A 21,458-nucleotide genomic window follows, 5' to 3' on the forward strand; every position below is an offset into this window, starting at 1 on the left:
AGATTTGAAGAAAGAGATTCGAAAGAAATTCGGCTAGCAATCTAAGAAGAGAGAATTCATGGTTACCAAAGATTTTTGGGTGCTGCTGGCGATGGTCATCTATTTTGTGGCCATGCTCACCATCGGCTTCATCTACTCCAAGCGGTCCAATTCCTCCACTCGTCAGTATTTCGCGGGTGGTCGAGGCGTTGGTCCATGGCTGACGGCATTGAGCGCCGAAGCCTCCGATATGAGCGGCTGGCTGCTCATGGGACTGCCGGGCGTCGCCTACTTCACCGGTGCCGCCGACCCGCTGTGGACGGCCCTCGGCCTGGCTCTCGGCACCTACCTCAACTGGAAGCTCGTCGCACGCCGTTTGCGCCGCTACTCCGTGGTGGCAGGTGACGCGATCACCATTCCGGACTTCTTCTCCAAACGATTCCATGACAAACGCAATATCGTCTCCACCATCGCGGCGCTGATCATCCTCGTATTTTTCTGTGTGTATGTCGGTAGCTGCTTCGTGACGGTCGGCAAACTTTTCTCGACCCTGTTCGGCTGGGACTACCACCTGACCATGGTGATCGGCGCTGCCATCGTGTTCGCCTACACCGTGATCGGAGGCTATCTTTCCGTGGTCGTGACCGACTTCATCCAAGGCTTGCTCATGTTCTTCGCGCTGGCAGTGGTGTTCATCGGTTCCGTCGCATCCGTCGGCGGCGTCGACAACACCGTCGCCTTCCTCAAAGGCATTCCAGGCTTCCTTGACGGCACGCAAATGGCCACGCCGATTCTGAACGATGCCGGCGAGCAGATTGTCAAGGCTGGCCAGGCCATGTTCGGCGCGCCTACCGAATACGGCGTGATCACCATGATTTCCATGCTTGCGTGGGGTCTTGGCTATTTCGGCATGCCGCAGGTGCTCGTGCGATTCCTGTCGATCCGCAGTTCCGAAGAGATCAAGAAGTCTCGCATCATCGCCACCACGTGGTGTGTGGTGTCGCTGGCGTGCGGCGTGTGCATCGGTTTGGTTGGCCGTGCGATGATGCCGACGCAGTTCGTCACGCAGTCCGCTGCGGAGAACATTTTCATCGTGGTTTCGCAGGCTCTGCTGCCGAGCTTCATGTGCGGCATCGTGGTGTCGGGCATTTTCGCCGCGTCCATGAGTTCGTCGTCGTCATACCTGATTATCGGCGCTTCCGCGGTCGGTGAGAATATTTTCCGCGGATTGCTCTATCGCAAGGCCACCGATCGTCAGGTGATGATGGTTGCGCGCATCACATTGCTGGTTATGTTCATTTTCGGCATTGTGGTTGCGTTCGATCAGAATTCGTCGATTTTCCAGGTTGTTTCGTATGCATGGGCCGGTTTGGGCGCTTCGTTCGGTCCGCTGATGCTCTGCTCGCTGTATTGGCGTCGTACCAATAAATTCGGTGCGATTGCGGGCATGCTTTCCGGTACTGCGACCGTGCTGATCTGGCATAATTTCATCAAGCCGCTTGGTGGTGTCTTCGCTATTTACGAGCTGCTTCCGGCGTTCATCATCTCGCTGCTGTTCATTGTGGTGGTGTCGCTGCTGACTCCGGCTCCCGATGCTGAAGTGCTGCACGAGTTCGATCATTATCTTGATGATCCCGATGACCGCAAGGTGGATGACGATTTGGTCGCAGCGGAAATCGCTTCCGGCGAAAAGCGCGCGAAAATCTAATCAAACATAATGTGGCACATGCCACTCAAACGCAACAAAGGCCGGATTGTGCAATACGCAATCCGGCCTTTGTCGATGCTGAAACGCTGTTTAAAGCGTGATTATGGTGTTTCTGGAGCTTTAGTAGCGCATGCCCATGGCGTCGCGCACCTGCTCCAACGTTTCGTTGGCGATGGCGTTGGCCTTCTTGTTGCCTTCGGCGAGCACGTCGCGCACGTAATCCATATCCTTGGCGAGTTCCTCGCGACGGGCGCGATGCGGCTCAAGGAAGCTGTTCACCGATTCGATCACATACGCCTTCAGCGCGCCCGCACCGGAATCGCCGATCTCCTCGGCGATCTCCTTCGGATCGCGACCGGTGACCAAACCGGCGGTCGTCAGCAGTGCGGAAACCTGCGGACGTGCGATCGGATCGAACGTGATGCGGCGCTCGGAATCGGTCGGACTCTTCTTGATGAGCTTGGCGGTCTCCTGCGCTGTGGCGCCCAACATGATGGAATTGCCGTACGACTTGCTCATCTTGCGGCCATCCAAGCCTGGAATCTCCGGCGCTTCAGACAGAATCGCGGCCGGCTCGGGGAACACCGGATGCTTCTTGGCGTAGCGTTCGTTGAAACGACGCGCGATGGTGCGCGTGATCTCGACATGCGGCAGGTTATCCTTGCCGATCGGTACCACATTGGCCTTGCAGAACAGAATGTCGCATGCCTGATGCACCGGATAAGTCAGCAGCAGGCCGGTCAGCGCATGGCCGGAAGCTTCCATTTCCGACTTCACCGTAGGATTGCGATGCAGCTCGGCCTCAGTCACCAATGACAGGAACGGCAGCATCAGCTGGTTCTCCGCAGGAACGGCGGAATGCGTGAAAATCATGGTCTTTTCCGGATCGATGCCGGCAGCCATGTAGTCAAGCACCAAGTTGAGCACATTGTCTTCGATGTGCGCGGTCGTGTCACGATCGGTGATCACCTGATAATCGGCGATGATGATATTCGAATTCACGCCGCGATTCTGCATGGCGACGCGCTCACGAATCGAACCAAAATAATGGCCGAGATGCAGACGTCCGGTCGGACGGTCGCCGGTCAGCATGGTGAACTTGCCCGGATTCTGTTCGATTGCGGCGAGCGTTGCGTCGGAACGCTTCTTCGCTGCGAGGAAGCTCGCGCTCATTTCATTGCCGACAGCGGTGATCTGCTGCTCCTGGGTTTCGTCCGTCATACGTGTCCTTTTCTTAAGAAAATCAGCGATTTTATCGTAAAAGTCTGAGCCGACAACGAAATATGGCACAGCAAGTGGTACTCTCTTGTTTGATGAATTGATAGCACAGTAATCCTCAGGGGGTCAGATGGGCCGCGGACGTCAGAAAGCCAAACAGCAGAAAATAGCCCGAAAGCTCAAGTACCTGACCACCGACACCGATTATGATGAGCTCGCCAAGGAGCTCGGTGCCCAGGAGCCTGGTTCGGGTTCTTTTGATCCTTTCGCCGATATCGAAGCAAAATATTCTCACGATGCGGACGCTGAAGATGAGATTTCTGAAGATGCTCAGGAGTCCGCGCAAACCGACGCCGAGGATGACCTCGACGAGTATGCAAAGTGGGCCGCAGAGGCGGCGGCGAAGGCCACGAGCGGAGAGTTCCCGGCAGCCAAGTCCGCCGCGCCGAAGCCACACAAGCCCATCCCGATGCCGATGCCCAGCGCACTGAAGCCGAAGAAGCAGGACTGATCGGCATATCAGGTACTTTGTGAAACCGCGATGCGGATATGCCTGCCAGGTGTATCCACATCGCGGTTTTGCTATGCGTTTTTGCGCCTGTGACGGTCTTCTCGCAGCCTGTCACACCAACGGCAGCAAGCTACTCAAATCGTCGCGTTCGCCAACGGCCGTGATGCGTCCTGCCTCCTTCTCCTCAGCCCAGCTGGTGATGCCCGTGGCGAGTCTCATCCACACGTCCGGTTCCAGTTCGATCACGTCCGGCGGTGTGAGATTATGCGGATCGGATGCCGGTCCGTCGAGAATCTTGATGGCACCCCACGGCGCGACACGAACTTCCACGCCCGCCCCGGGCGCTTTTTTCTCCAGCAGATGCAGCGAGTAGCGCACCGCCATCGCCCACAGTTGGCGTGGCAATCGTGGAGAGAATTCCAGACGGAAATCGCGGGCCGCGTCGGTATTTGCGGGAATATTGTCGGCGATCATGCGATGAGACGTTTGCAGCCATTGTGCAAATGCGTCATGCCCCTTATGCAGATCTTGTTCTCGAATAACAGCCATACGTGTTATTTTGCCGTTTGCGAGCGACTATGATGGGGTGTTGCAGACAACGTAGTCACAACTGAATAGGGGTGTGAAGAGAGGGAAAATACCTGCGATTCTTGACAGCGTTCGCAATGTTGTTGCATGTCGTTTGCATGTTGCTCGCAACGTTTTTGCAGCCGGTTTGCATTATTTCTGCAAACGAATGCTTGCTTGTAATTGCTTGAAATTTCATCTTTTTATGATTACGTAGTATGCTATGTATGAGAACGTATGCATGATGTTACTTAGTGTTCATGCGGCCGCTAATGCAAGGACGCTGGGGTAAGGCATAATGTTCCTGGAGAGTAATCCGTCAAAGGGAGTCGATTAATGACTGAAATTACCGCACCGAAGTCCGCGGTCACCGCGGAGCAGTTCGCAGACGAGATCCGCGAGCAGCTGAAGTACACCCAGGGCGTCACCGTCGAGCAGGCCAAGCCGGCCGACGTGTACGTCGCCGCGTCCGCCGCAGTGCGCCGCCACCTCATGGATTCCTGGTTCAAGACCCAGTCCGACATGGTCAACGGCAACACCAAGGCAGTCGGCTACCTGTCCGCAGAATTCCTGATGGGCAAGCAGCTGCGCAACGCGCTGCTCAACGCCGGTCTGACCGAGCAGTTCGACGCCGCGGTCAAGGAACTCGGCTTCTCCGTGCAGGACGTCGTCGACGCCGAGCACGAGCCGGGCCTCGGCAACGGTGGCCTCGGCCGTCTGGCCGCCTGCTTCATCGATTCGCTCGCCTCGCTGGGCGTGCCGGCATTCGGTTATGGCATTCAGTACAAGTACGGCATCTTCGAGCAGAAGTTCGATGAAAACGGCAAGCAGATCGAAACCCCGGACTACTGGCTGACCAATGAAGAGCCGTGGGGACACATCGATTACAACCGCGACCAGAAGGTTTCCTTCGGCGGCGAAGTCGTTGAGGAAGATGGCAAGAAGGTATGGAAGCCGGCTTGGTCCGTGCGTGCGGTGCCGGTCGACTACATGGTTCCGGGCTACGCCTCCGGCCGTGTGAACACCCTGCGTCTGTGGACCGCCAAGAGCTACGACGAGTTCGACCTGCTCACCTTCAACAAGTCCGAGTACCTTGACGCCGTCAAGCCGCAGGTTGAAGCTGAGAACATCTCCAAGATCCTGTATCCGGAAGATTCCACCCCGCAGGGCAAGGCACTGCGTCTCGAGCAGCAGTACTTCTTCGTGTCCGCCTCCATCCACGACGCCATCCGCGTCTTCTACCCGGGTCAGGACAAGCCGGATCTGACCACCTTCGCGGACAAGATCACCTTCCAGCTCAACGACACCCACCCGGTCATCGGCATTCCGGAGCTCATGCGCGTCCTCATGGACGAGTACGGCTACGATTGGGACACCGCCTGGACCGTCACCAACAAGACCTTCAACTACACCTGCCACACCCTGCTTCCGGAAGCCCTGGAAGTGTGGCCGTCCAAGCTCATCGGCGAACTCCTGCCGCGTCACCTCGAAATCATCGAGAAGATCCAGGACCAGTTCGCAGCCGAGCTCAAGGCCAAGTGCGTCGACGAAGCCACCATCAAGGACATGGCCATCTACACCGGCGACTCCGTGCGCATGGCCTACCTGGCCACCTACGGCGGCTCCCATGTCAACGGCGTTGCCGAGCTGCACTCCCAGCTGCTCAAGGACGTCACCCTGAAGAACTTCTCCGACGTGTATCCGGACAAGTTCACCAACGTGACCAACGGCGTGACCCCTCGCCGCTTCGTCAAGCTCGCCAACCCGCGTCTGTCCGACCTCATCACCGAAGGCCTCGGCACCGACAAGTGGGTGAGCGACCTCGAACTGCTCAAGGGCCTCGAACCGCTCGCAGCCGATGACGAATTCGTCAAGAAGTTCGCCGCCGTCAAGCAGGCCAACAAGGTTGACTTCTCCAACTACGCCAAGCGCGAATACGGCTTCGACATCGACCCGAACACCATGATCAACACCATGGTCAAGCGTCTGCACGAATACAAGCGTCAGGCACTGAAGATCCTCGCCGTGATCGCACGCTACGCCGACATCAAGTCCGGCAGGATCGCCGCCGACGATGTCATGCCGCGCACCATCGTGTTCGGCGCCAAGGCCGCTCCGGGCTACTACCTCGCCAAGCAGACCATCCAGCTGATCAACAACGTCGCCCGCGTCATCAACAACGACCCGGATGTCAAGGGCAAGCTGAACGTCTACTTCCCGTGGAACTACAACGTGCGTCTCGCACAGCACCTCATCCCGGCAACCGACCTCGACGAGCAGATCTCCCAGGCCGGCAAGGAAGCCTCCGGTACCGGCAACATGAAGTTCGCTCTCAACGGCGCCATGACCGTCGGCACCCTCGACGGTGCCAACGTCGAAATCCGTGAGCGCGTCGGCGCTGAGAACTTCTTCCTCTTCGGCATGACCGTCGACGAGGTGGATGCCCTCTATGCCGAAGGCTACGATCCGAAGAAGTACTACGAGGCCGATCCTCGTCTCAAAGCCGCCATCGACATGGTCGCGGACGGCACCTTCTCCAACGGCGACAAGACCGTGTACGAAGACCTTGTCCACGATTGGCTCACCAAGGACTGGTTCATGACCCTCGCCGACTTCGGCGCCTACACCGCCATCCAGTCGGAAATCGAGGCCCTCTACGCCCAGCCGCTCGAATGGAACCGCAAGGCCCTCATCAACGTGGCGAACTCGGGCTACTTCAGCTCCGACCGCTCGATGGAGGATTACCTCGAGCGCATCTGGATGACCGGTCCGCTCAAGTAATGACGGAGCGTTATCTGCGTTGTGGAAGGCTTGACGTATCTTCGTACGCTTTCGCCTTCCACGCCTTGTGATACTGCGCTCGTCATTACTTTCGCTTCGCACGGGCCATATGTGACGTGAATTATCGCGTGATGTATGACTCGTAGCGTTAGATAGGGCGTGATGACGAAGGGACGATTCCGTTTTGGAATCGTCCCTTTTCGTTTTCCAGGGCAAAACAAAAAGCCCTGCGCGTGGGGCGCAGGGCTTGAAAGAAAGAGAAATCAGGCAGCTTCTGGGGTGGCGGGAGCGACTTCGGCTTCGCCATCCTCGGCATCCTTGGTCAGGCCAAGATCGACAGGAGACGAGCTGTTCTCCCATGGCTCCTCCCACGGATCGTAATCCGGATTCTGCTGCTTGTACACATACAGACCGACGACACCGGCAAGCAAAGCTCCGAAGAGCAGTGCGAAGAACTTCCAACCGTTAGAAGACTTGTTCTCCATGACGGATCCTTTCCCAAATATCGGCGAACATTGGCTGACCTGCTCGTTCAAGCCAACTCTGTTCACTATATTAATTCCTTGAATGTGTTGATTGGGTGGATTTACGCGCCGGGGATTCACAAGAATGCAATCATTTGCAATGATTTCGCAGATTCGCGGATTCGCACGTTCCAGTAGGGTTGAAACATGGCTTATCAACGTTTCAGTCTGTTTCCCGATTCCCCGTCGTTCAAAGACTTCTTCTCTGCACGTTCCATGCGATACCGTTGGCGTAACGGCGATCCTGTGATCACCGTTACGATCATGGCGATATGCGTCGCGGTCTGGATTGTCGAAACACTATTGAAAATCGTCTGGCCGACCGGCTGCAACGCATTCGTCGGCTCAGGCGTATTCATGCCCGCGCTGGCGACTCACCGCCCATGGACCTTCATTACGTCAATGTTCCTGCACCAGCCGGCCTCCCTATGGCACATTCTTTTCAACATGCTGACCTTGTGGTGCGTCGGGCCTGTATTGGAACGCATGATGGGGCATCTGCCATATCTCGCGTTATACGTGCTGTCAGGACTCGGTGGAAGCGCCGGCATGATGGTCTGGGCACTGTTCTCGCAAGACGGTTGGCTGACATCCGCATACGGCGCTTCCGGCGCGCTATTCGGCCTGTTCGCGGCAATTCTGGTGGTATACCAGCGCATTGGCATCGACATTCGATCCATGCTGATCTGGATGCTCATCAACTTCCTGATGCCAATCATCACGCCGAACATCGCATGGCAGGCGCATGTCGGCGGATTCATCATCGGAGGAGTGTTCGCCTGGCTGTTGGTTTCCGGTCTGCATGCGTTGCGCGGCAAAAGCCTGCAGCAGCGCACGCTGATGTACGGCGTAATCATGTTGGCCGTGATTATTGCGATTGTCGTCGCATGCAATATGAGCAATCCACTTCGCGCAAACCCCCTTCTTGGCATGTTCTTCTAGTTGGCAGGCAGGAGAAAAAACAGATTTGAGGAATCGCAGACACACACTTATCCACAAATGTGGATAAGTGTGTGGATAAGTGAGGGTTGAGCTGTGGGTAAGTCGGGGATAACTCGGTGCATTATCCACAAGGATATTCACAAAACGGTGGATTCCCCGGCTTTTCAACGGTGGAAAATGTGGATAACCCGACTGTGCATAGTGGAAAAATGGGGAAAAACACCATCCTATATATTGTGGACGGCCATAAAACTGCCTACAAGATATAGACGCTATCCACATTCGTCCACAATAATCCACGACTTATCCACATCGTGTGAAACCAGAAAATCCCCAGAATGACGACGAATCAACACAACGAAATCAGGTACGTCACCAATGACAATCATGAATGACGAGACGCGCGAATTCGTGGCGATGCATCGTAACGAGGACGTGCGCGAACTGGCGTTGAAGGCCAAACGTGTGGAAGGGCTCGACCTGCCGTTGGCGCTCGACCAGATTGCCGGATGGCAGATCGCACGCAAAAAACTGCCACAATGGGCCTCCTGCGAGGGAATCGTATACCCTCCGCACATTTCCATGGAACAGTGCTCATCGCAGTTCACAGCCCAATACAAGTCAGAAGTCGCACAAACACTGCTTGCGCCGGCCGCAACCGTGCGCGCCAGAGTGTCCGATTCTGGAGAATCGGACAACCAAACCACGAAAAGTGAGCCACAGTTGTCCGATTCTGCCGAATCGGTCATGCAAACGGCAAAAAGTGCGTTCCAGTTGTCCGATTCTCCAGAATCGGACACGCAAGAGATGAAAATGGGCGCGTGGATGTCCGATTCGCCAGAATCGGACACATTGGTGGCGAGAAGGGCGATGGTGGATCTGACGGGCGGGTTCGGCGTGGACTTCTCGTATCTGGCGCGCGGATTCAGCCAAGCCACTTATGTGGAACGGCAGCGGCATCTGTGCGATCTGGCCGAACACAATATGGCCGCACTGGGACTCGACCAGGCGCGCATCGTGTGCGGCGACGGCGTGGAATACCTCAGGCAGATGGGTCCGGTGGACTTCATCTACCTTGATCCGGCCCGCCGCGACGAGCATGGATCGCGCACTTACGCGATCGAGGATTGCACGCCGAACGTGTTCGAATTGCGTGACCTGTTGCTCTCCAAATCGCAGTACACGCTGGTCAAGCTTTCGCCGATGTTGGATTGGCGCAAGGCGGTCGCCGATTTCGACGGGACCGTACGCGAAGTGCATATCGTGGCCACCGGCAACGAATGCAAGGAACTGTTGCTGGTATTGGGTCAGCAGGTGCATGAGGAACCATCCGCGCCGCGCGTGTTCTGCGTGAACGACAATCAGCGGATCGACTATGATTCCGCCGCATATACGCAGGGCCTGCGCATTGGCGGCAAACCGCTGCCGGAGGTGAAAAACTACTTGTATGAGCCGAATGCGTCGATTATGAAGGCCGGTTGCTTCGATCTGGTGGAGGAACGATTCGGTGTGACGCAGGTCGGTCCAAGCAGTCACCTTTTCGTGTCGGCAACGCCGGTTGCCGATTTTCCCGGCAGAGGATTCGCGATTGAAGCGATCGGCGGCATGAATAAAAAGGATATAAAACGACTGCTGAATGGCACGAAACAGGCCAATATCGCGGTACGTAACTTCCCGCTTACCGCACCGCAGCTACGCAAGAAATTGAAGCTTGCCGACGGTGGTCCGGTCTATCTGTTCGGCACTACCATGCAAGGCTGCGATCATGTGCTGCTGCGCACGTCGAAAATCTGAAAAACAAACCGGAATCGAAAAAAGAAACAGGCGAACCGGGATTGGCAAGGCAGTCGCGAAAGACCGCGTACGTTTGCGAAAGAGCGTGAAACCTACGAAGAAAACCTACGAAAAGATTGCGAGATAATCGTAAAAGGGCATGCGAAAAGGGCGTCTGACCGCACGTTGTACAGACGCCCTCAAATCGCAGGAAAGGCGAAACTACGCTTTAGCGCCACCACATGGTCATGATGAATCCGATCATGATGATCGCGAATGCGATGGCCAGATTCCACGCGCCGATGTTCGGAATCGGGTAGTCGGAAGTCAGGTAGTAGACGACCGCCCAGATCAGACCGATGATCATCAGCGCGCAGAACAGCGGCACGAACCAGCGTGGATTGGACTTGGTGCCCTTGATGGTTTCCTCCACGCGGCGGGTGTTCTCCGCCTGACGGTTCATCATGCGCTGCATCTGCGGGCTCAGGGAGTCCTTATCGGCGGTAGCGTTCAGCACCGCTTCGACGCGATCCATCGGAATGTCGTGATCGTCATCGTCGTCGGAATCAGCGGATTCGTCAGAAGTGGAATCGACGGTGGTTTCCTCAGCGGCATCCTGAACGGTTTCGTTGCTCTCTTCAACGGCAGCGGTGTCGTCCGTGGACTGCAGATCGTTCTGATCGTCCGCGGTGGTTTCGTGCAGCTCTTCGTCAGCCATCAGCATAGTCTCCTTTAATAGGCTAAAAGTCATAATAGTGGGTAGACTCGAAAGCGGCGAACTCACAGCGCAAAACTGTTCATAATCAGAGCAAATGCTTAATGGGAATCAGGAAGGTCCGCATGGCGAAGCACACCGGCAAGCACACCGCGAAACGGTCGAAAGCGGCCGGAGTGGCGGCATTCCTTGTGCTCATGTTCTCCGGATTCCTGCTCGCCACGAATCTGCGCGTGAACCGTTCCGTCGTGGTGACCAACGACACCGCCGAACTCGTGGAACAACGCGTGAAAAAAGTCAACTCCCTGCAGACGGAAGTCGACGCGCTCAGCTCCCGCGTGAACGATCTGAGCAAAACCCTGAACAGCCAGGACGACGCCGACCAGCAAGACAGCGAAAGCGCCGGCAACGGCACCATGCTGCCCGCGGTGGAAGGCCCCGGACTCGTGGTGACGCTCGACGATTCGCCACTCTGGGAAAACATGGTCGATTCCAGCGGCTCCACCTCCAACATCAACGATTACGTGGTGCACCAGCAAGACGTCGAAGCCGTGGTGAACGCGCTTTGGGCGGGCGGCGCGGAATCCATGATGATCATGGATCAGCGTGTGCTGTTCAATTCCGCAGTGCGCTGTTCCGGCAACGTGCTGCTTTTGCAGGGCAAAAAGTATTCGCCGCCATTCACCATTTCCGCGATCGGCCCGGTCGAGACAATGAAAAAGGCGCTCGACAATTCGCAGGAAGTGACCATATACCGGCAGTACGTCAGCGCGTTCGGCTTGGGATGGCAGGTCGACGAAAAAGAAAAACTCCATTTCGACGCGACCGACGCATTGCAACAGCCGCTGCAATACGCGCAGGCGATGAACAACGAAACAGACGGATCGCAGCAAACGGACGAAACGCAGGAATCGCAAGAGGGGAAGTAACCGATGAAGCACGTGGCACCAAAGCAGCGTCGCAAAAGCGTGGTCTGGACGATACTTGGCATCCTCGCCGAACTCATGCTGACCGCGGCGGCCGTCTGCGCGCTCTACATCGCATGGCAAATGTGGTGGACGGGCGTGCAGGCCGAACACAACCAAATCGAAACACGCCAATCCGTATCATGGTCCGACCCCGGCCAATCCGACAGCGTCACCATTGCGCAAGCGCAGGAAGGCGACCCGCCAACGCAACCGCAAAGCGCACAGGAAGGCGAGCTCATCGCCCAGGTCTACATTCCGCGATTCGGCAGCCAATGGCAGCGCAACCTCGTTGAAGGCACCTCTCTCACCGAACTCAACAAGCACGGACTCGGCCACTACAAGGATTCGCAAATGCCTGGCCAAGTCGGCAATTTCGCCTTCGCAGGGCACCGCAACGGCTACGGACAGCCACTCGGCGACGTCGACAAACTGCAGGAAGGCGACCCGATCATCGTGCGCACGCAGGATTACTGGTACGTCTACCACTACGCCAGCTACAAAATCGTGCTGCCGACCGACATCGAAGTGGTCGCCGCCAACCCCGAAAACCCCGGCGCGACGCCAACCAAACGCATGCTGACCATGACCACATGCGAACCGAAATACTCCACGCCGACACACCGCTGGATCAGCTACGCGGAATTCTCATACTGGGCGAAGGTGTCCGACGGCATCCCCCAGGAGCTCGCCTCCACCGACTCCAACGGCAAAGTCAAATTCGTCAACAACGAAAAATCGTCGATCGTCGCATCCGTCAGCTCACTCAAACCGTGGATTCTCGGCGCGCTCGCCGCATATGCGATCATCTTCCTTTCCGCGCTGGTGGCATGGCGTTGGCCGTATCTCGCCGACGTGCGCGCAGGACGCCGCGAAAAGCCGGAATTCAGCTTGTACGGCGGATTGATGCGATTGCAGCCGGGTGTGCTTCCGATTCGACTTGTGCTCATGGCGTTGCTGATTTTCGCGGCGGCCGCATCGTGCTTTGAATGGCTGTTCCCGTGGGCTGCGACGAATATTCCGGCATTGCAGGAAATGTCGAATTACACGGCCATATAAAGCTGTATTCAGGTGCCTTCCGGCGGTCTGCCGGAAGGCTTGCTGGCAGTTTTGCTGGCAGACGTGAAAGCGATTGCTGCGATTGCTGCGATCTGCGATTATCACGATTGCTGCGATTGCTGCGTGAGACGCGCGCCGCGTCACGACATGTTGCGCACGTACACTGCTATGCAAACGCAAATATTCGCGCAACGTAAGTATTCGAAGCATTCGAACGCCGACATTCCGACGTTGATAGGAGCATGATGACCGATTCCGCACGCATTTTGGTCGTGGACAACTACGATTCGTTCGTTTACACGATTGTCGGCTATTTGAAGACGTTGGGTGCCGCGGTGACGGTGGTGCGCAACGATGCGATCGATCCGGGCGAAGCCGATGTGATCGACGAATACGACGGCGTGCTTATTTCTCCCGGCCCGGGCGCTCCGGCCGATTCCGGTGCCAGCGAAGGCATGATTCGCCTGTGCGCGGAGCAGTCCAAGCCCATGTTCGGCGTGTGCCTCGGCATGCAGGCGCTGGCCGAAGTGTTCGGCGCGACCGTAAGCCACGCGCCGACCATCATGCACGGCAAAACCAGCTTGGTGGAGCATATCGACGATGAGATCTTCGAAGGCGTCGCCAATCCGATGACCGCCACCCGCTACCATTCGCTGGCCGTGGAGCCCGATTCCGTGCCGGAAGAGCTGGTGGTGACCGCGTGGACGCAGGTCGACCACATCGTGCAGGGCATCAAGCATTGCAGCAAGCCGATGTATGCGGTGCAGTTCCACCCCGAATCCGTGATGACGCAGGACGGCTACCGTCTGCTTGCGAACTGGCTGAAGGTGTGCGGCCAGGAGAACGCCGTGGAACGTTCCAAGGGATTGCAGCCCAAGGTCGCGGCCTAAGGTCGCAGCAAGAAGACGTGGGAAGTGCGAAAACGCATGGTACAAGCGATGGTACAAGCGTGGAAACGTAAGTCGCGCAATCTCAATCGCAAGAAAATACAAAATCGTAAGAAAACACGAATCGCAAAAGAACATAAGACCGTAATGAGGAAGGCCCAGCTGGCATTTCAGCTGGGCCTTCCTTGTGAATGATGGCGGTTATCTCGACCGATCAGTTGCCTTCGGGAGTGTTGTTGCCTCCGTCGGTGTTGCCGCCATTGCCGCCGTTGCCGCCGTTGTTGCCGTTGTTGCCGCCATTATTGGTGCTGGACGACTTCGTGGTCAACGTGATCGTGGCTCCGCTGTCGGACTGGGTGCCGGCGGTCGGTGACATGCCTGTGACCGTGCCATCCTCCGGGCCGGAAACCGTGACCTGGAAACCGTAGCTTTCCAACAGGCTCTTGGCGCCCGCATAGCCCATGCCGACCACGCTGGGCACGCTGATCTGCTGCTTGCCGGTAGACACCCAAATCGTGACCGCGGTACCGGCCTCGACCGTGCTTCCAACACCCGGCTCGACGCGGGTGACGGCGCCGGAAGCGATAGAATCGGAATATTCGCTTTCGATGGTGATCTGCGTCAGACCGGCCTGCTTCAGCTGCTCGATAACCGTGTCTTTCGGCTGTCCGATCAGATTGTCGGGAATCTTGGTCATGCCGGACGAAATGTACAGCGTGATGATCGTGCCCTTGGTCTGCTTTGAATGGGCGGCAGGATCCGTGCTTACCACCTTGTCTTTTTCGATGGAGGCATTGTCGACCGTGCGCACGTTACCCACCTTGAAGCCGGCGGCCTCAAGAATGGATTTCGCGTCATCCTGGCTCTTGTTCGACACATCCGGAACGGCGACCGACTGAGGGCCGGTGGAGAACCACACGGAAACCGTGGAGCCCTTGGCGACCTTCTTGCCGCCCGCCGGATTCTGCTTGGTGATGGTGCCCTTCGGCTCGCTTGAATCGGAATCCTCTCGGGCATCGAGCTTCAGACCCTTGGCCGCGAGCTGCTCTTCGACGCGCGCCTCGGAAATATTCGCCGTGGCGGTGAAATCAGGAACTTCCACCATGTCGGCGGTGGAGTCGCTCTTGTTCAGCATGAAGAACACACCCAGAATGACCAGCAGCGCCACCAGACCGCCCACCACGGAGCCGATGATGATCTGCTTCTTCTTACGCGCCTTAGCGGCCTCGGCACGCTGTTCCGCGCGGGTTTTTGTGGATACGCCGTTCTGTGGGTTCGGCACGGCCTCGAACTGGCCCGTAACGGGATTGAACGCCTGCGTCGCGGCGGTTTCACCGGCAGGAGTCATGGCCACGGTGTTCGCGTCCATTTCGGCCTGTTTGCGTGCCTTCATATTGGTCAGATCGGTCAACGGATTGAACGCGGCCGCCATCGGCACGCCGCCGTTCATGAACGTCAGCAAATCGTTCTTGAATTCGGAAGCCGTGGCGTAACGGTTCTGACGATCCTTCGCCATCGCCTTCGCGCAAATCGAATCCCACATCTTCGGCAAGCCGGGAACGACCGAACTTGGGGGAGTGGCGACCTCCGAAACATGCTGGTAGGCGATCGCAACCGCGGAATCGCCGGTAAACGGCGGCCTTCCGGTAAGCATTTCATACAGCACGCAACCTGCGGAATACAGGTCGGAACGCATGTCGACGCTTTCGCCGCGTGCCTGCTCGGGAGACAGGTATTGCGCGGTTCCGACCACACCCTGCGACTGCGTCATCGTGGCGGCGGAATCGTCGAGCGCGCGGGCGATGCCGAAGTCCATGACCTTGACCACGCCCTGCTCGGAAATCATGATGTTGCCGGGCTTGATGTCGCGGTGGATGATGCCCATGCGATGCGAATACTCAAGCGCGTTGAGCACGCCCATCATCACCTGTTCGGCGTCGCGCTGGCTCAGAGCGCCATTCACTTTGAGAATGTCGCGCAAGGTCTGGCCCTTGACATATTCCATCACCAGATACGGCAGATGTTCGGTCTGGCCGGTTTCCGTGGCGACGACCTCTTCGCCCGAATCGTAGATGTTCACGATATTCGGATTGTTCATCTGCGCCACGGAATGGGCTTCGCGACGGAAACGCTCAAGGAAGATCTTGTCGTTGGCGAAGTCGGCGCGCATGATCTTGACCGCGACGGTACGCCCAAGGCGCGTATCGAGCGCCACGTGCACTTCGGCCATGCCGCCACGGCCGACCAGTTGGCCGAGCTGGTAACGTCCACCAGCCAAAGAGGTAGGCATGTTGATGTTCATCCCTGTTCCTTCCCATCAGTGCTCAAGGAGATATGAGGTCTGCTGACCACGCGTCGCGGAAGTCTTCCGCCTGTAGGCACCACCATCGTGTCAGCCAATTGTGTCTGCTGGTCGAGCAGACGGCGTTCGATGCGGGACAACGTGCGCGACACCGTCAACGCGTCCTTCGGACGGTCAAGCGGGTCTTTGGACAGCATCGACATGACGAATTCACGCAGCTGCACGTCGACGGAGTCTGGCAGCGGCGGAACCGGATTGTTGACATGTGCTGCGGCGATGTCGACTGGCGTGGCACCCGTGAACGGACGATGCCCGCACAGGCCCTCGTAGGCGACGATGCCAAGCGAATAGATATCGGATTGAGGCGTGGCATGCTGGCCCTGCGCCTGCTCCGGGGAAATGTACTGTGCGGTGCCCACCACCATGCCGTCCTGCGTGATCTGCTCCTGATTGGTGGAGTAGGAGACGCCGAAATCGGTGATTTTCACCTCGCCGGAATCGGACACCATGATGTTCGCAGGCTTCACGTCGCGGTGGATCACGCCATGCGAATGCGCGACGAACAGGCCACGCGCGGTCTGGATGAGAATCGGCAGCAGACGGGTCGGCTCCATCGGGCCGTTCTGCTCGTGGAACAGGTCGGCCAGCGACTTGCTGGGCACGTACTCCATAACGAGGAAGCCGATGCCGTCATGTTCGTAATATTCGAACAACGCAGCGATATTCGGGTGTGCAAGATTGGCGGAATTATGCGCTTCCGCACGCAGGCGAAGCAGCTTGGCCTCCTGCGTGACGCCCAAGTCGCCGCGCAACGCCTTAATGGCCACGGGACGACCCAACTGGATATCATAGCCTTTCCATACTTCGCCCATGCCACCCTGGGCCAGACGGGCATCCAACCTGTAGCGTCGGTGGATGAGCTGTCCTTCAATCAGTTTCACTCTGCCAGCGCCTCCTGCATCATCGCCTTCATAATCGGACCCGCCGCGAACGAGCCATACAAATCCACATTGTGCACCACCACGGCAACAGCGATCTTCGGATCGTCCGCCGGGGCGAAGCCGACCACCCAGCCGTCGATGGACGTATTGCCGTCACCGATCTGCGCGGTGCCGGTTTTCGCAGCCACCTGCACGCCGTCGATGGCCAGATTCGGGTTCTCCTTGGTGACCACCGCCTCCATCATCTGCGTGAGCTTGTTGGCGGTGCCCGAACTGAACGCGCGGCTCATCACCTGCGGCTTGGTCTGCGAAATAACAGACAGGTCGGAGGAACGCACGCGATCCACCAGCGTCGGCTGCATGACCTTGCCCCCGTTCGCCACGGTGGCCGCCACCAGCGCGTTCTGCAGCGGAGTCACCACGGTGTCTCCTTGGCCGATGGACGCCAAAGCGAGCTTGTCGTCGGTCGTGTCGGTCGGGAACTTCGACGCCACGCTCATCCACGGCGTGCCCGTGGAATCGGATCCGTCAACCGTGATCGGACTGTCGAAACCAAGCTTCTTGGCCATGGACGACACCTTGTCATCGCCTAAAGCCACGCCCAGCTGGGCGAACGCGGTGTTCGACGAATACGCCATCGCGTCTTCCAACGTGATCTTGCCGTCCGAACCGTCGGCCTGCGACACCGCGTTCGTCAACTGTGTGACCGTGCCCGGAAGCGTGTAGCTCGATCCGGCCGGAATCTCGGTGTCGGTCTGGTATTCGCCAGTTTCCAGCGCGGCCGCCGCCACCACCGTTTTGAACGTGGATCCCGGAGGATACAGCTGCGAGGTGGCACGGTTGAGCATCGGATTCGACTCGTCTTGCGAAAGCGTGGAATAATTGCCGTTCGCTTCGGACGTGTCGTGGCTCGCCAGCTGGTTCGGGTCGTAGCTTGGCGTGCTTGCCATGGCGAGAATACGACCGGTTTTCACTTCGATGGCCACGGCCGCGCCGTCATTGTTGGCAAGACCGTTGTAGGCGGCCTGCTGGATTTTCGGATCAATGGACGTTTCGATGGTCGCGCCCTTGTTTTCCTGGCCGGTGAACAGCGATTTGAACCGCTGCCATACCAGCTGGTCGGATTGGCCCGACAGCAGCGAGCTACGCGACGCTTCGATACCGTTCCAGCCGCGTTGGCTGATCGAGAAGAAGCCGGTGACCGGCGCGTACAGTTCGCCGGCGGTATAGGAACGCTGGTAGGAGAACGCGTCGTTCGAAGGGTCGGATTTGGCGATGACGGAGCCGTCCGAAGCGAGGATCGCACCGCGCGGAGCGCCATACTCGTGGTAGAGGGCGCGGGTGTTGCGCGGGTCGTTGTTGAGCTGGTTCGCGCGAATCGCCGTGATGATGGTGGTGGACATGCCCAGGATGACGAACAGCGCCACCACGATGGTGAAGAGTTGGCGGAGTGACTTATTCATGCTTGGCTCCCCTCTGACATGCTGTCCGATACGTTCGGAGTGCCCGATGGGGGAGCGGGTGGTACGACTGGCGTGCCTGAAACCGGCGTCTCCGTGGAGATGATTTCAGTGGCCTGCGCGGAGGCCTGCGCGGAGGCCACGCTTCTGCGGGCGCGGCTCTGCTTGCGGGCGCGCAGCGCCTGCATCGCCTCATATTGGAACGTGTCGCTATCGATATCGGATTCGGGTTTGTTCGCCGAGTTGGAAATCACCACTAGGAGTGCTGCCAACATGTAATTCGCTATGAGTGAGGATCCGCCGGCGGCCATGTACGGAAGAGTCAAACCCGTAAGTGGGATGACTAACGTGATGCCTCCCACCACGGTGAACACCTGGAAGGCCATGGTGAACACGAGGCCCGATGCGAGAAGCTTGCCGAACCCATCCTTGATTTTCATCGCAGTGATCATCCCGGCGGCGATGATGAGCAGATAGAGCATCAGAATGGCCATCAGACCGGTGAGGCCCAGCTCTTCGCCAAGTGCCGCGTAGATGTAGTCGGAGTTGGCGATCGGAGTGAGCGACGGGTGACCTTGCCCAAGGCCGGTGCCCATCAAGCCGCCTGATGCCAGGCCGAAAATACCCGTGACGAGCTGGTAGGATCCGCCGTACTCCTTGTTGTACTGCGCCGAGTCGAACGGGTGCAGCCAGGCGTCGACGCGCGCGCCGACATGGCTGAAAATATTGGCCGCGGCGAACGCGCCCACGGCGAACGCGATGAAACCAATCACAATCCAACTGGTGCGCCCCGTGGCCACGTACAACATGGACACGAACATGGCGAAGAACATCAACGACGTGCCCAAATCATGCTGCACGACCAGCACGCCCATCGACACGATCCACACCACGATGATAGGCCCAAGATCCTTGATGCGCGGCAGCTGCAGGCCCAGCACCTTCTTGCCACCGACCGCCAGCTGATCGCGGTGGTCATACAGGTAGGAGGCGAAGAAAAACGCGAGGAACAGCTTCGCGAACTCGCTTGGCTGGAACGATCCCAAACCGGGAATCTTCACCCAAATGCGCGCGCCATACTGTTCGGAACCGATCACCGGAAGCATCGGTGACAGCAGCAACACCAAACCGATCACCATGCTGACGTACGAGAACCGCCTCAGCACACGGTAATCCTTCATGAAGATCACCAGCAGATTCGCCAAAACCAGCGCTATCGACAGCCAAAGCAACTGTTTGAACGCGACGGACGTGTTCGAATCCTGGTCGATGCGGGCGATCATCATGATGCCGGTGCCAGTCAGCACCATCACACAACACATGATCGCCTGGTTGGCATACGGCTGGAAACGCAGCGGCAATCCCCAGGAAGTCAGGAACAATGCGCCGACAAAAGCGAGCATCCACAAATAATTCTGCGGAAAACCGCCGGTGGTGCGTTCGAACATCTGGAAGAACGCGACGCCGCAAATCAGCATGCTGAACAGCAGCAGGCCGAATTGCTTCAGACGGGTTGCCATCATGACTGGTCACCGCCTGACTTGTTTGCCGAAGCGTCGTCCGATTTGTCTGATTTGCCCGACGACTTGTCGGAAGTCGTACCAGAGGATTTGTTGTCGGATTCGCCGTTTGCCTTGTCTTGTTCCTTCTGCGCGGCTTCGTCCTGCTGTTGCTTCAGCTGCTTTTTGATCAGTCGCGTATGCGTTTTCGCCTCGCCGTACGTGTCGAAGGAAATGCCCTGCGCAAGCTGTTCCTGCCAGCTTGGCGGCAGTTCGCTCGTCTTCATATGGGTGTCGGTGACGGCGTGCGACAGCTGGAAGCCGAACAGGCTTGTCGGCACGCCTTGGAAAATCGCCACTTCGCCGTTGTCGTCGCCGATGTAGTACTTGGTTTGGCTCCAACGGTAGGTTGCGAACGCGCCGCCCGCCAGTCCCAGCAGTACCACGATGGTGACGATGATGGCGATCACACGGTTGCGTCGGGTGCGCGTGCGCTTCGTTTTGCGCTGCTCGATATGCTCGTTGCGGATGGCTTTGGCGACTTCCGGATCGTTCGGATCGGCGGAAATGCGGCCGTCGTCCTTCTGTACGACGGGGATTTCACCGGTGTCGGGATTGGTGCGGTCGCCGTTCTCCTCGCGTACCGTGGACGGTTGCGCCACGCGCTGTTCCGGAGGATTGTCGTCCTCGTTGGGATTCTTGCCGTTGCGCAGTGCGGCGGCACGGGCGGCCGGCGACTTCTTGCCCTCGCGCAGTGCGGGAGCGGATGCGACCGGCTCGTTGATGATGTCGGCGATCGGCTCAAGGCTTGCGCTGGCCGCGCCGCCAACCAATGGCGTCTGATGCGGCAGATCGAACGCGTCCGCGTCAAGGGCGAGCGTCGCGTCGGCGATGACCGCGGTGACGTTGTCGGTGCTGCCGGCACGAAGCGCCATCGAAACCAGCTGTTGCGCGCACTCCTCCTGATCGGAGCAGGCGGACAGCACCTCCTGCAATGTGGAATCCTCAAGCACGCCGCACAAACCGTCGGAGCAGAGCAGCCAGCGGTCGGCCGGATGTGCCTTGCGTATGGCGATGTCCGGACTCGAATCGATATCGAAATCACCCAGAACGCGCATCACGACGTTGCGCTGCGGATGGTTGCGCGCCTCGGCCTCGCTGATGCGGCCGGTGTCGATCAGATGCTGCACGTAGCTGTGGTCGGACGTCATGCGGATCAGACGGCCGTCATGCAGCAGATATGCGCGGGAATCGCCGATATGCGCCAAAACCCAATATCCGGCCACCAATGCGACCGACGTGACGGTGGTGCCCATGCCCGCGAGACGACGTTCGCGCTTCGCTTTGCCAACGATCGCGTCATGCGCGGCCATAACCGAGGTTTCCATCATGTGGGCGATAATCTGGACATCGCCCTGCACGTTGTCTTGCTCGATATGCGCCAATGAACGGATGGCGATGGTGGAGGCGGTGTCGCCTCCCGCATGGCCTCCCATGCCATCGCAGATGGCGATCAGATGCTCGCCGGCGAACGCGGAATCCTGGTTGTTGGAACGTACGGTACCCACATCGGAAACGACGGTGGAATACATGAACAGCGGTTGTGAAGCGGGAGAAGTCGGCAAAC

The 21,458-nt window shown here is 58.1% G+C and carries 17 protein-coding genes; 8 read left to right on the forward strand and 9 right to left on the reverse strand.

Translation table 11 applies throughout. The annotated features are described in order from the left end of the window. The first annotated feature begins 58 nt into the window (after positions 1-58). Positions 59-1,687: a sodium/proline symporter gene (locus BBPC_RS00105; protein WP_004222814.1), complete on the forward strand. Its 1,629-nt coding sequence runs from the start codon at positions 59-61 to the stop codon at positions 1,685-1,687. Positions 1,688-1,807: 120 nt separating this feature from the next. On the opposite strand, the gene trpS is transcribed toward BBPC_RS00105, so the two are convergent. After that, complete coding sequence (gene trpS, locus BBPC_RS00110) at positions 1,808-2,908, reverse strand: tryptophan--tRNA ligase (RefSeq protein WP_022245036.1); 1,101 nt, start codon at positions 2,906-2,908, stop codon at positions 1,808-1,810. 127 nt (positions 2,909-3,035) lie between these two features. Here trpS and BBPC_RS00115 point away from each other — a divergent pair, with 127 nt between their 5' ends. Then, positions 3,036-3,416: a DUF3073 domain-containing protein gene (locus BBPC_RS00115; protein WP_004222827.1), complete on the forward strand. Its 381-nt coding sequence runs from the start codon at positions 3,036-3,038 to the stop codon at positions 3,414-3,416. Positions 3,417-3,527: 111 nt separating this feature from the next. On the opposite strand, the gene BBPC_RS00120 is transcribed toward BBPC_RS00115, so the two are convergent. Next, positions 3,528-3,965 (reverse strand): sterol carrier family protein, encoded by a 438-nt coding sequence (locus BBPC_RS00120; RefSeq protein WP_004222830.1) that lies wholly within the window; start codon positions 3,963-3,965, stop codon positions 3,528-3,530. 354 nt (positions 3,966-4,319) lie between these two features. On the opposite strand from BBPC_RS00120, the gene BBPC_RS00125 reads away from it, so the two are divergent. Next, on the forward strand, positions 4,320-6,764 hold the full coding sequence (locus BBPC_RS00125; RefSeq protein ID WP_004222834.1) for a glycogen/starch/alpha-glucan phosphorylase: 2,445 nt from the start codon (positions 4,320-4,322) through the stop codon (positions 6,762-6,764). A gap of 263 nt (positions 6,765-7,027) precedes the next feature. On the opposite strand, the gene BBPC_RS00130 is transcribed toward BBPC_RS00125, so the two are convergent. Further along, on the reverse strand, positions 7,028-7,249 hold the full coding sequence (locus tag BBPC_RS00130; RefSeq protein ID WP_004222837.1) for a hypothetical protein: 222 nt from the start codon (positions 7,247-7,249) through the stop codon (positions 7,028-7,030). A gap of 186 nt (positions 7,250-7,435) precedes the next feature. Here BBPC_RS00130 and BBPC_RS00135 point away from each other — a divergent pair, with 186 nt between their 5' ends. Both BBPC_RS00135 and BBPC_RS00140 read left to right on the forward strand, forming a co-directional pair. Next, positions 7,436-8,230 (forward strand): rhomboid family intramembrane serine protease, encoded by a 795-nt coding sequence (locus BBPC_RS00135; RefSeq protein WP_004222842.1) that lies wholly within the window; start codon positions 7,436-7,438, stop codon positions 8,228-8,230. A gap of 378 nt (positions 8,231-8,608) precedes the next feature. Further along, complete coding sequence (locus BBPC_RS00140) at positions 8,609-10,024, forward strand: class I SAM-dependent methyltransferase (protein WP_004222847.1); 1,416 nt, start codon at positions 8,609-8,611, stop codon at positions 10,022-10,024. Between the two features lie 208 nt (positions 10,025-10,232). Here BBPC_RS00140 and crgA read toward each other — a convergent pair whose 3' ends face one another. After that, a complete protein-coding gene (gene crgA, locus BBPC_RS00145; protein WP_072043183.1) occupies positions 10,233-10,727 on the reverse strand; it encodes a cell division protein CrgA in 495 nt (164 codons plus the stop codon). 116 nt (positions 10,728-10,843) lie between these two features. Here crgA and BBPC_RS00150 point away from each other — a divergent pair, with 116 nt between their 5' ends. From BBPC_RS00150 to BBPC_RS00165, 3 genes are all read left to right on the forward strand, one after another. Then, positions 10,844-11,647: a DUF881 domain-containing protein gene (locus BBPC_RS00150; protein WP_022245029.1), complete on the forward strand. Its 804-nt coding sequence runs from the start codon at positions 10,844-10,846 to the stop codon at positions 11,645-11,647. Positions 11,648-11,650: 3 nt separating this feature from the next. Continuing rightward, positions 11,651-12,742, forward strand: a complete 1,092-nt coding sequence (locus tag BBPC_RS00155; protein WP_004222854.1) for a class E sortase — start codon at positions 11,651-11,653, stop codon at positions 12,740-12,742. A 245-nt stretch (positions 12,743-12,987) separates the two neighbouring features. Next, positions 12,988-13,632: an anthranilate synthase component II gene (locus BBPC_RS00165; protein ID WP_022245027.1), complete on the forward strand. Its 645-nt coding sequence runs from the start codon at positions 12,988-12,990 to the stop codon at positions 13,630-13,632. A gap of 211 nt (positions 13,633-13,843) precedes the next feature. On the opposite strand, the gene pknB is transcribed toward BBPC_RS00165, so the two are convergent. From pknB to BBPC_RS00190, 5 genes are read right to left on the reverse strand one after another with little or no spacing between them, the layout of a single operon-like run. Next, entirely contained in the window at positions 13,844-15,931 is a 2,088-nt protein-coding gene (gene pknB / locus BBPC_RS00170) for a Stk1 family PASTA domain-containing Ser/Thr kinase (RefSeq protein ID WP_004222861.1), read from the reverse strand. Then, on the reverse strand, positions 15,928-16,872 hold the full coding sequence (locus BBPC_RS00175; RefSeq protein ID WP_004222862.1) for a serine/threonine-protein kinase: 945 nt from the start codon (positions 16,870-16,872) through the stop codon (positions 15,928-15,930). Before BBPC_RS00175 ends, pknB begins: the two co-directional genes overlap by 4 nt. Then, the gene (locus BBPC_RS00180) at positions 16,869-18,335 is read right to left on the reverse strand and encodes a peptidoglycan D,D-transpeptidase FtsI family protein (protein ID WP_004222865.1); all 1,467 of its coding nucleotides are present in this window, start codon (positions 18,333-18,335) and stop codon (positions 16,869-16,871) included. Before BBPC_RS00180 ends, BBPC_RS00175 begins: the two co-directional genes overlap by 4 nt. Next, entirely contained in the window at positions 18,332-19,855 is a 1,524-nt protein-coding gene (locus BBPC_RS00185) for an FtsW/RodA/SpoVE family cell cycle protein (protein WP_004222867.1), read from the reverse strand. The genes BBPC_RS00180 and BBPC_RS00185 overlap by 4 nt, the downstream gene beginning before the upstream one ends. After that, positions 19,852-21,456, reverse strand: coding sequence for a PP2C family serine/threonine-protein phosphatase (locus tag BBPC_RS00190; protein WP_033524170.1), 1,605 nt, complete (start codon positions 21,454-21,456; stop codon positions 19,852-19,854). The genes BBPC_RS00185 and BBPC_RS00190 overlap by 4 nt, the downstream gene beginning before the upstream one ends. Between the last annotated feature and the right edge of the window lie 2 nt (positions 21,457-21,458).

The sequence above is a fragment of the Bifidobacterium pseudocatenulatum DSM 20438 = JCM 1200 = LMG 10505 genome, assembly GCF_001025215.1.
Lineage (GTDB): Bacteria > Actinomycetota > Actinomycetes > Actinomycetales > Bifidobacteriaceae > Bifidobacterium > Bifidobacterium pseudocatenulatum.

Bases quoted from the DNA above. Each gene is read 5' to 3' on its own strand.
- BBPC_RS00105 (WP_004222814.1), top strand. From the start codon at position 59: ATGGTTACCAAAGATTTTTGGGTGCTGCTGGCGATGGTCATCTATTTT.
- trpS (WP_022245036.1), bottom strand. From the start codon at position 2,908: ATGACGGACGAAACCCAGGAGCAGCAGATCACCGCTGTCGGCAATGAA.
- BBPC_RS00115 (WP_004222827.1), top strand. From the start codon at position 3,036: ATGGGCCGCGGACGTCAGAAAGCCAAACAGCAGAAAATAGCCCGAAAG.
- BBPC_RS00120 (WP_004222830.1), bottom strand. From the start codon at position 3,965: ATGGCTGTTATTCGAGAACAAGATCTGCATAAGGGGCATGACGCATTT.
- BBPC_RS00125 (WP_004222834.1), top strand. From the start codon at position 4,320: ATGACTGAAATTACCGCACCGAAGTCCGCGGTCACCGCGGAGCAGTTC.
- BBPC_RS00130 (WP_004222837.1), bottom strand. From the start codon at position 7,249: ATGGAGAACAAGTCTTCTAACGGTTGGAAGTTCTTCGCACTGCTCTTC.
- BBPC_RS00135 (WP_004222842.1), top strand. From the start codon at position 7,436: ATGGCTTATCAACGTTTCAGTCTGTTTCCCGATTCCCCGTCGTTCAAA.
- BBPC_RS00140 (WP_004222847.1), top strand. From the start codon at position 8,609: ATGACAATCATGAATGACGAGACGCGCGAATTCGTGGCGATGCATCGT.
- crgA (WP_072043183.1), bottom strand. From the start codon at position 10,727: ATGCTGATGGCTGACGAAGAGCTGCACGAAACCACCGCGGACGATCAG.
- BBPC_RS00150 (WP_022245029.1), top strand. From the start codon at position 10,844: ATGGCGAAGCACACCGGCAAGCACACCGCGAAACGGTCGAAAGCGGCC.
- BBPC_RS00155 (WP_004222854.1), top strand. From the start codon at position 11,651: ATGAAGCACGTGGCACCAAAGCAGCGTCGCAAAAGCGTGGTCTGGACG.
- BBPC_RS00165 (WP_022245027.1), top strand. From the start codon at position 12,988: ATGACCGATTCCGCACGCATTTTGGTCGTGGACAACTACGATTCGTTC.
- pknB (WP_004222861.1), bottom strand. From the start codon at position 15,931: ATGAACATCAACATGCCTACCTCTTTGGCTGGTGGACGTTACCAGCTC.
- BBPC_RS00180 (WP_004222865.1), bottom strand. From the start codon at position 18,335: ATGAATAAGTCACTCCGCCAACTCTTCACCATCGTGGTGGCGCTGTTC.
- BBPC_RS00185 (WP_004222867.1), bottom strand. From the start codon at position 19,855: ATGATGGCAACCCGTCTGAAGCAATTCGGCCTGCTGCTGTTCAGCATG.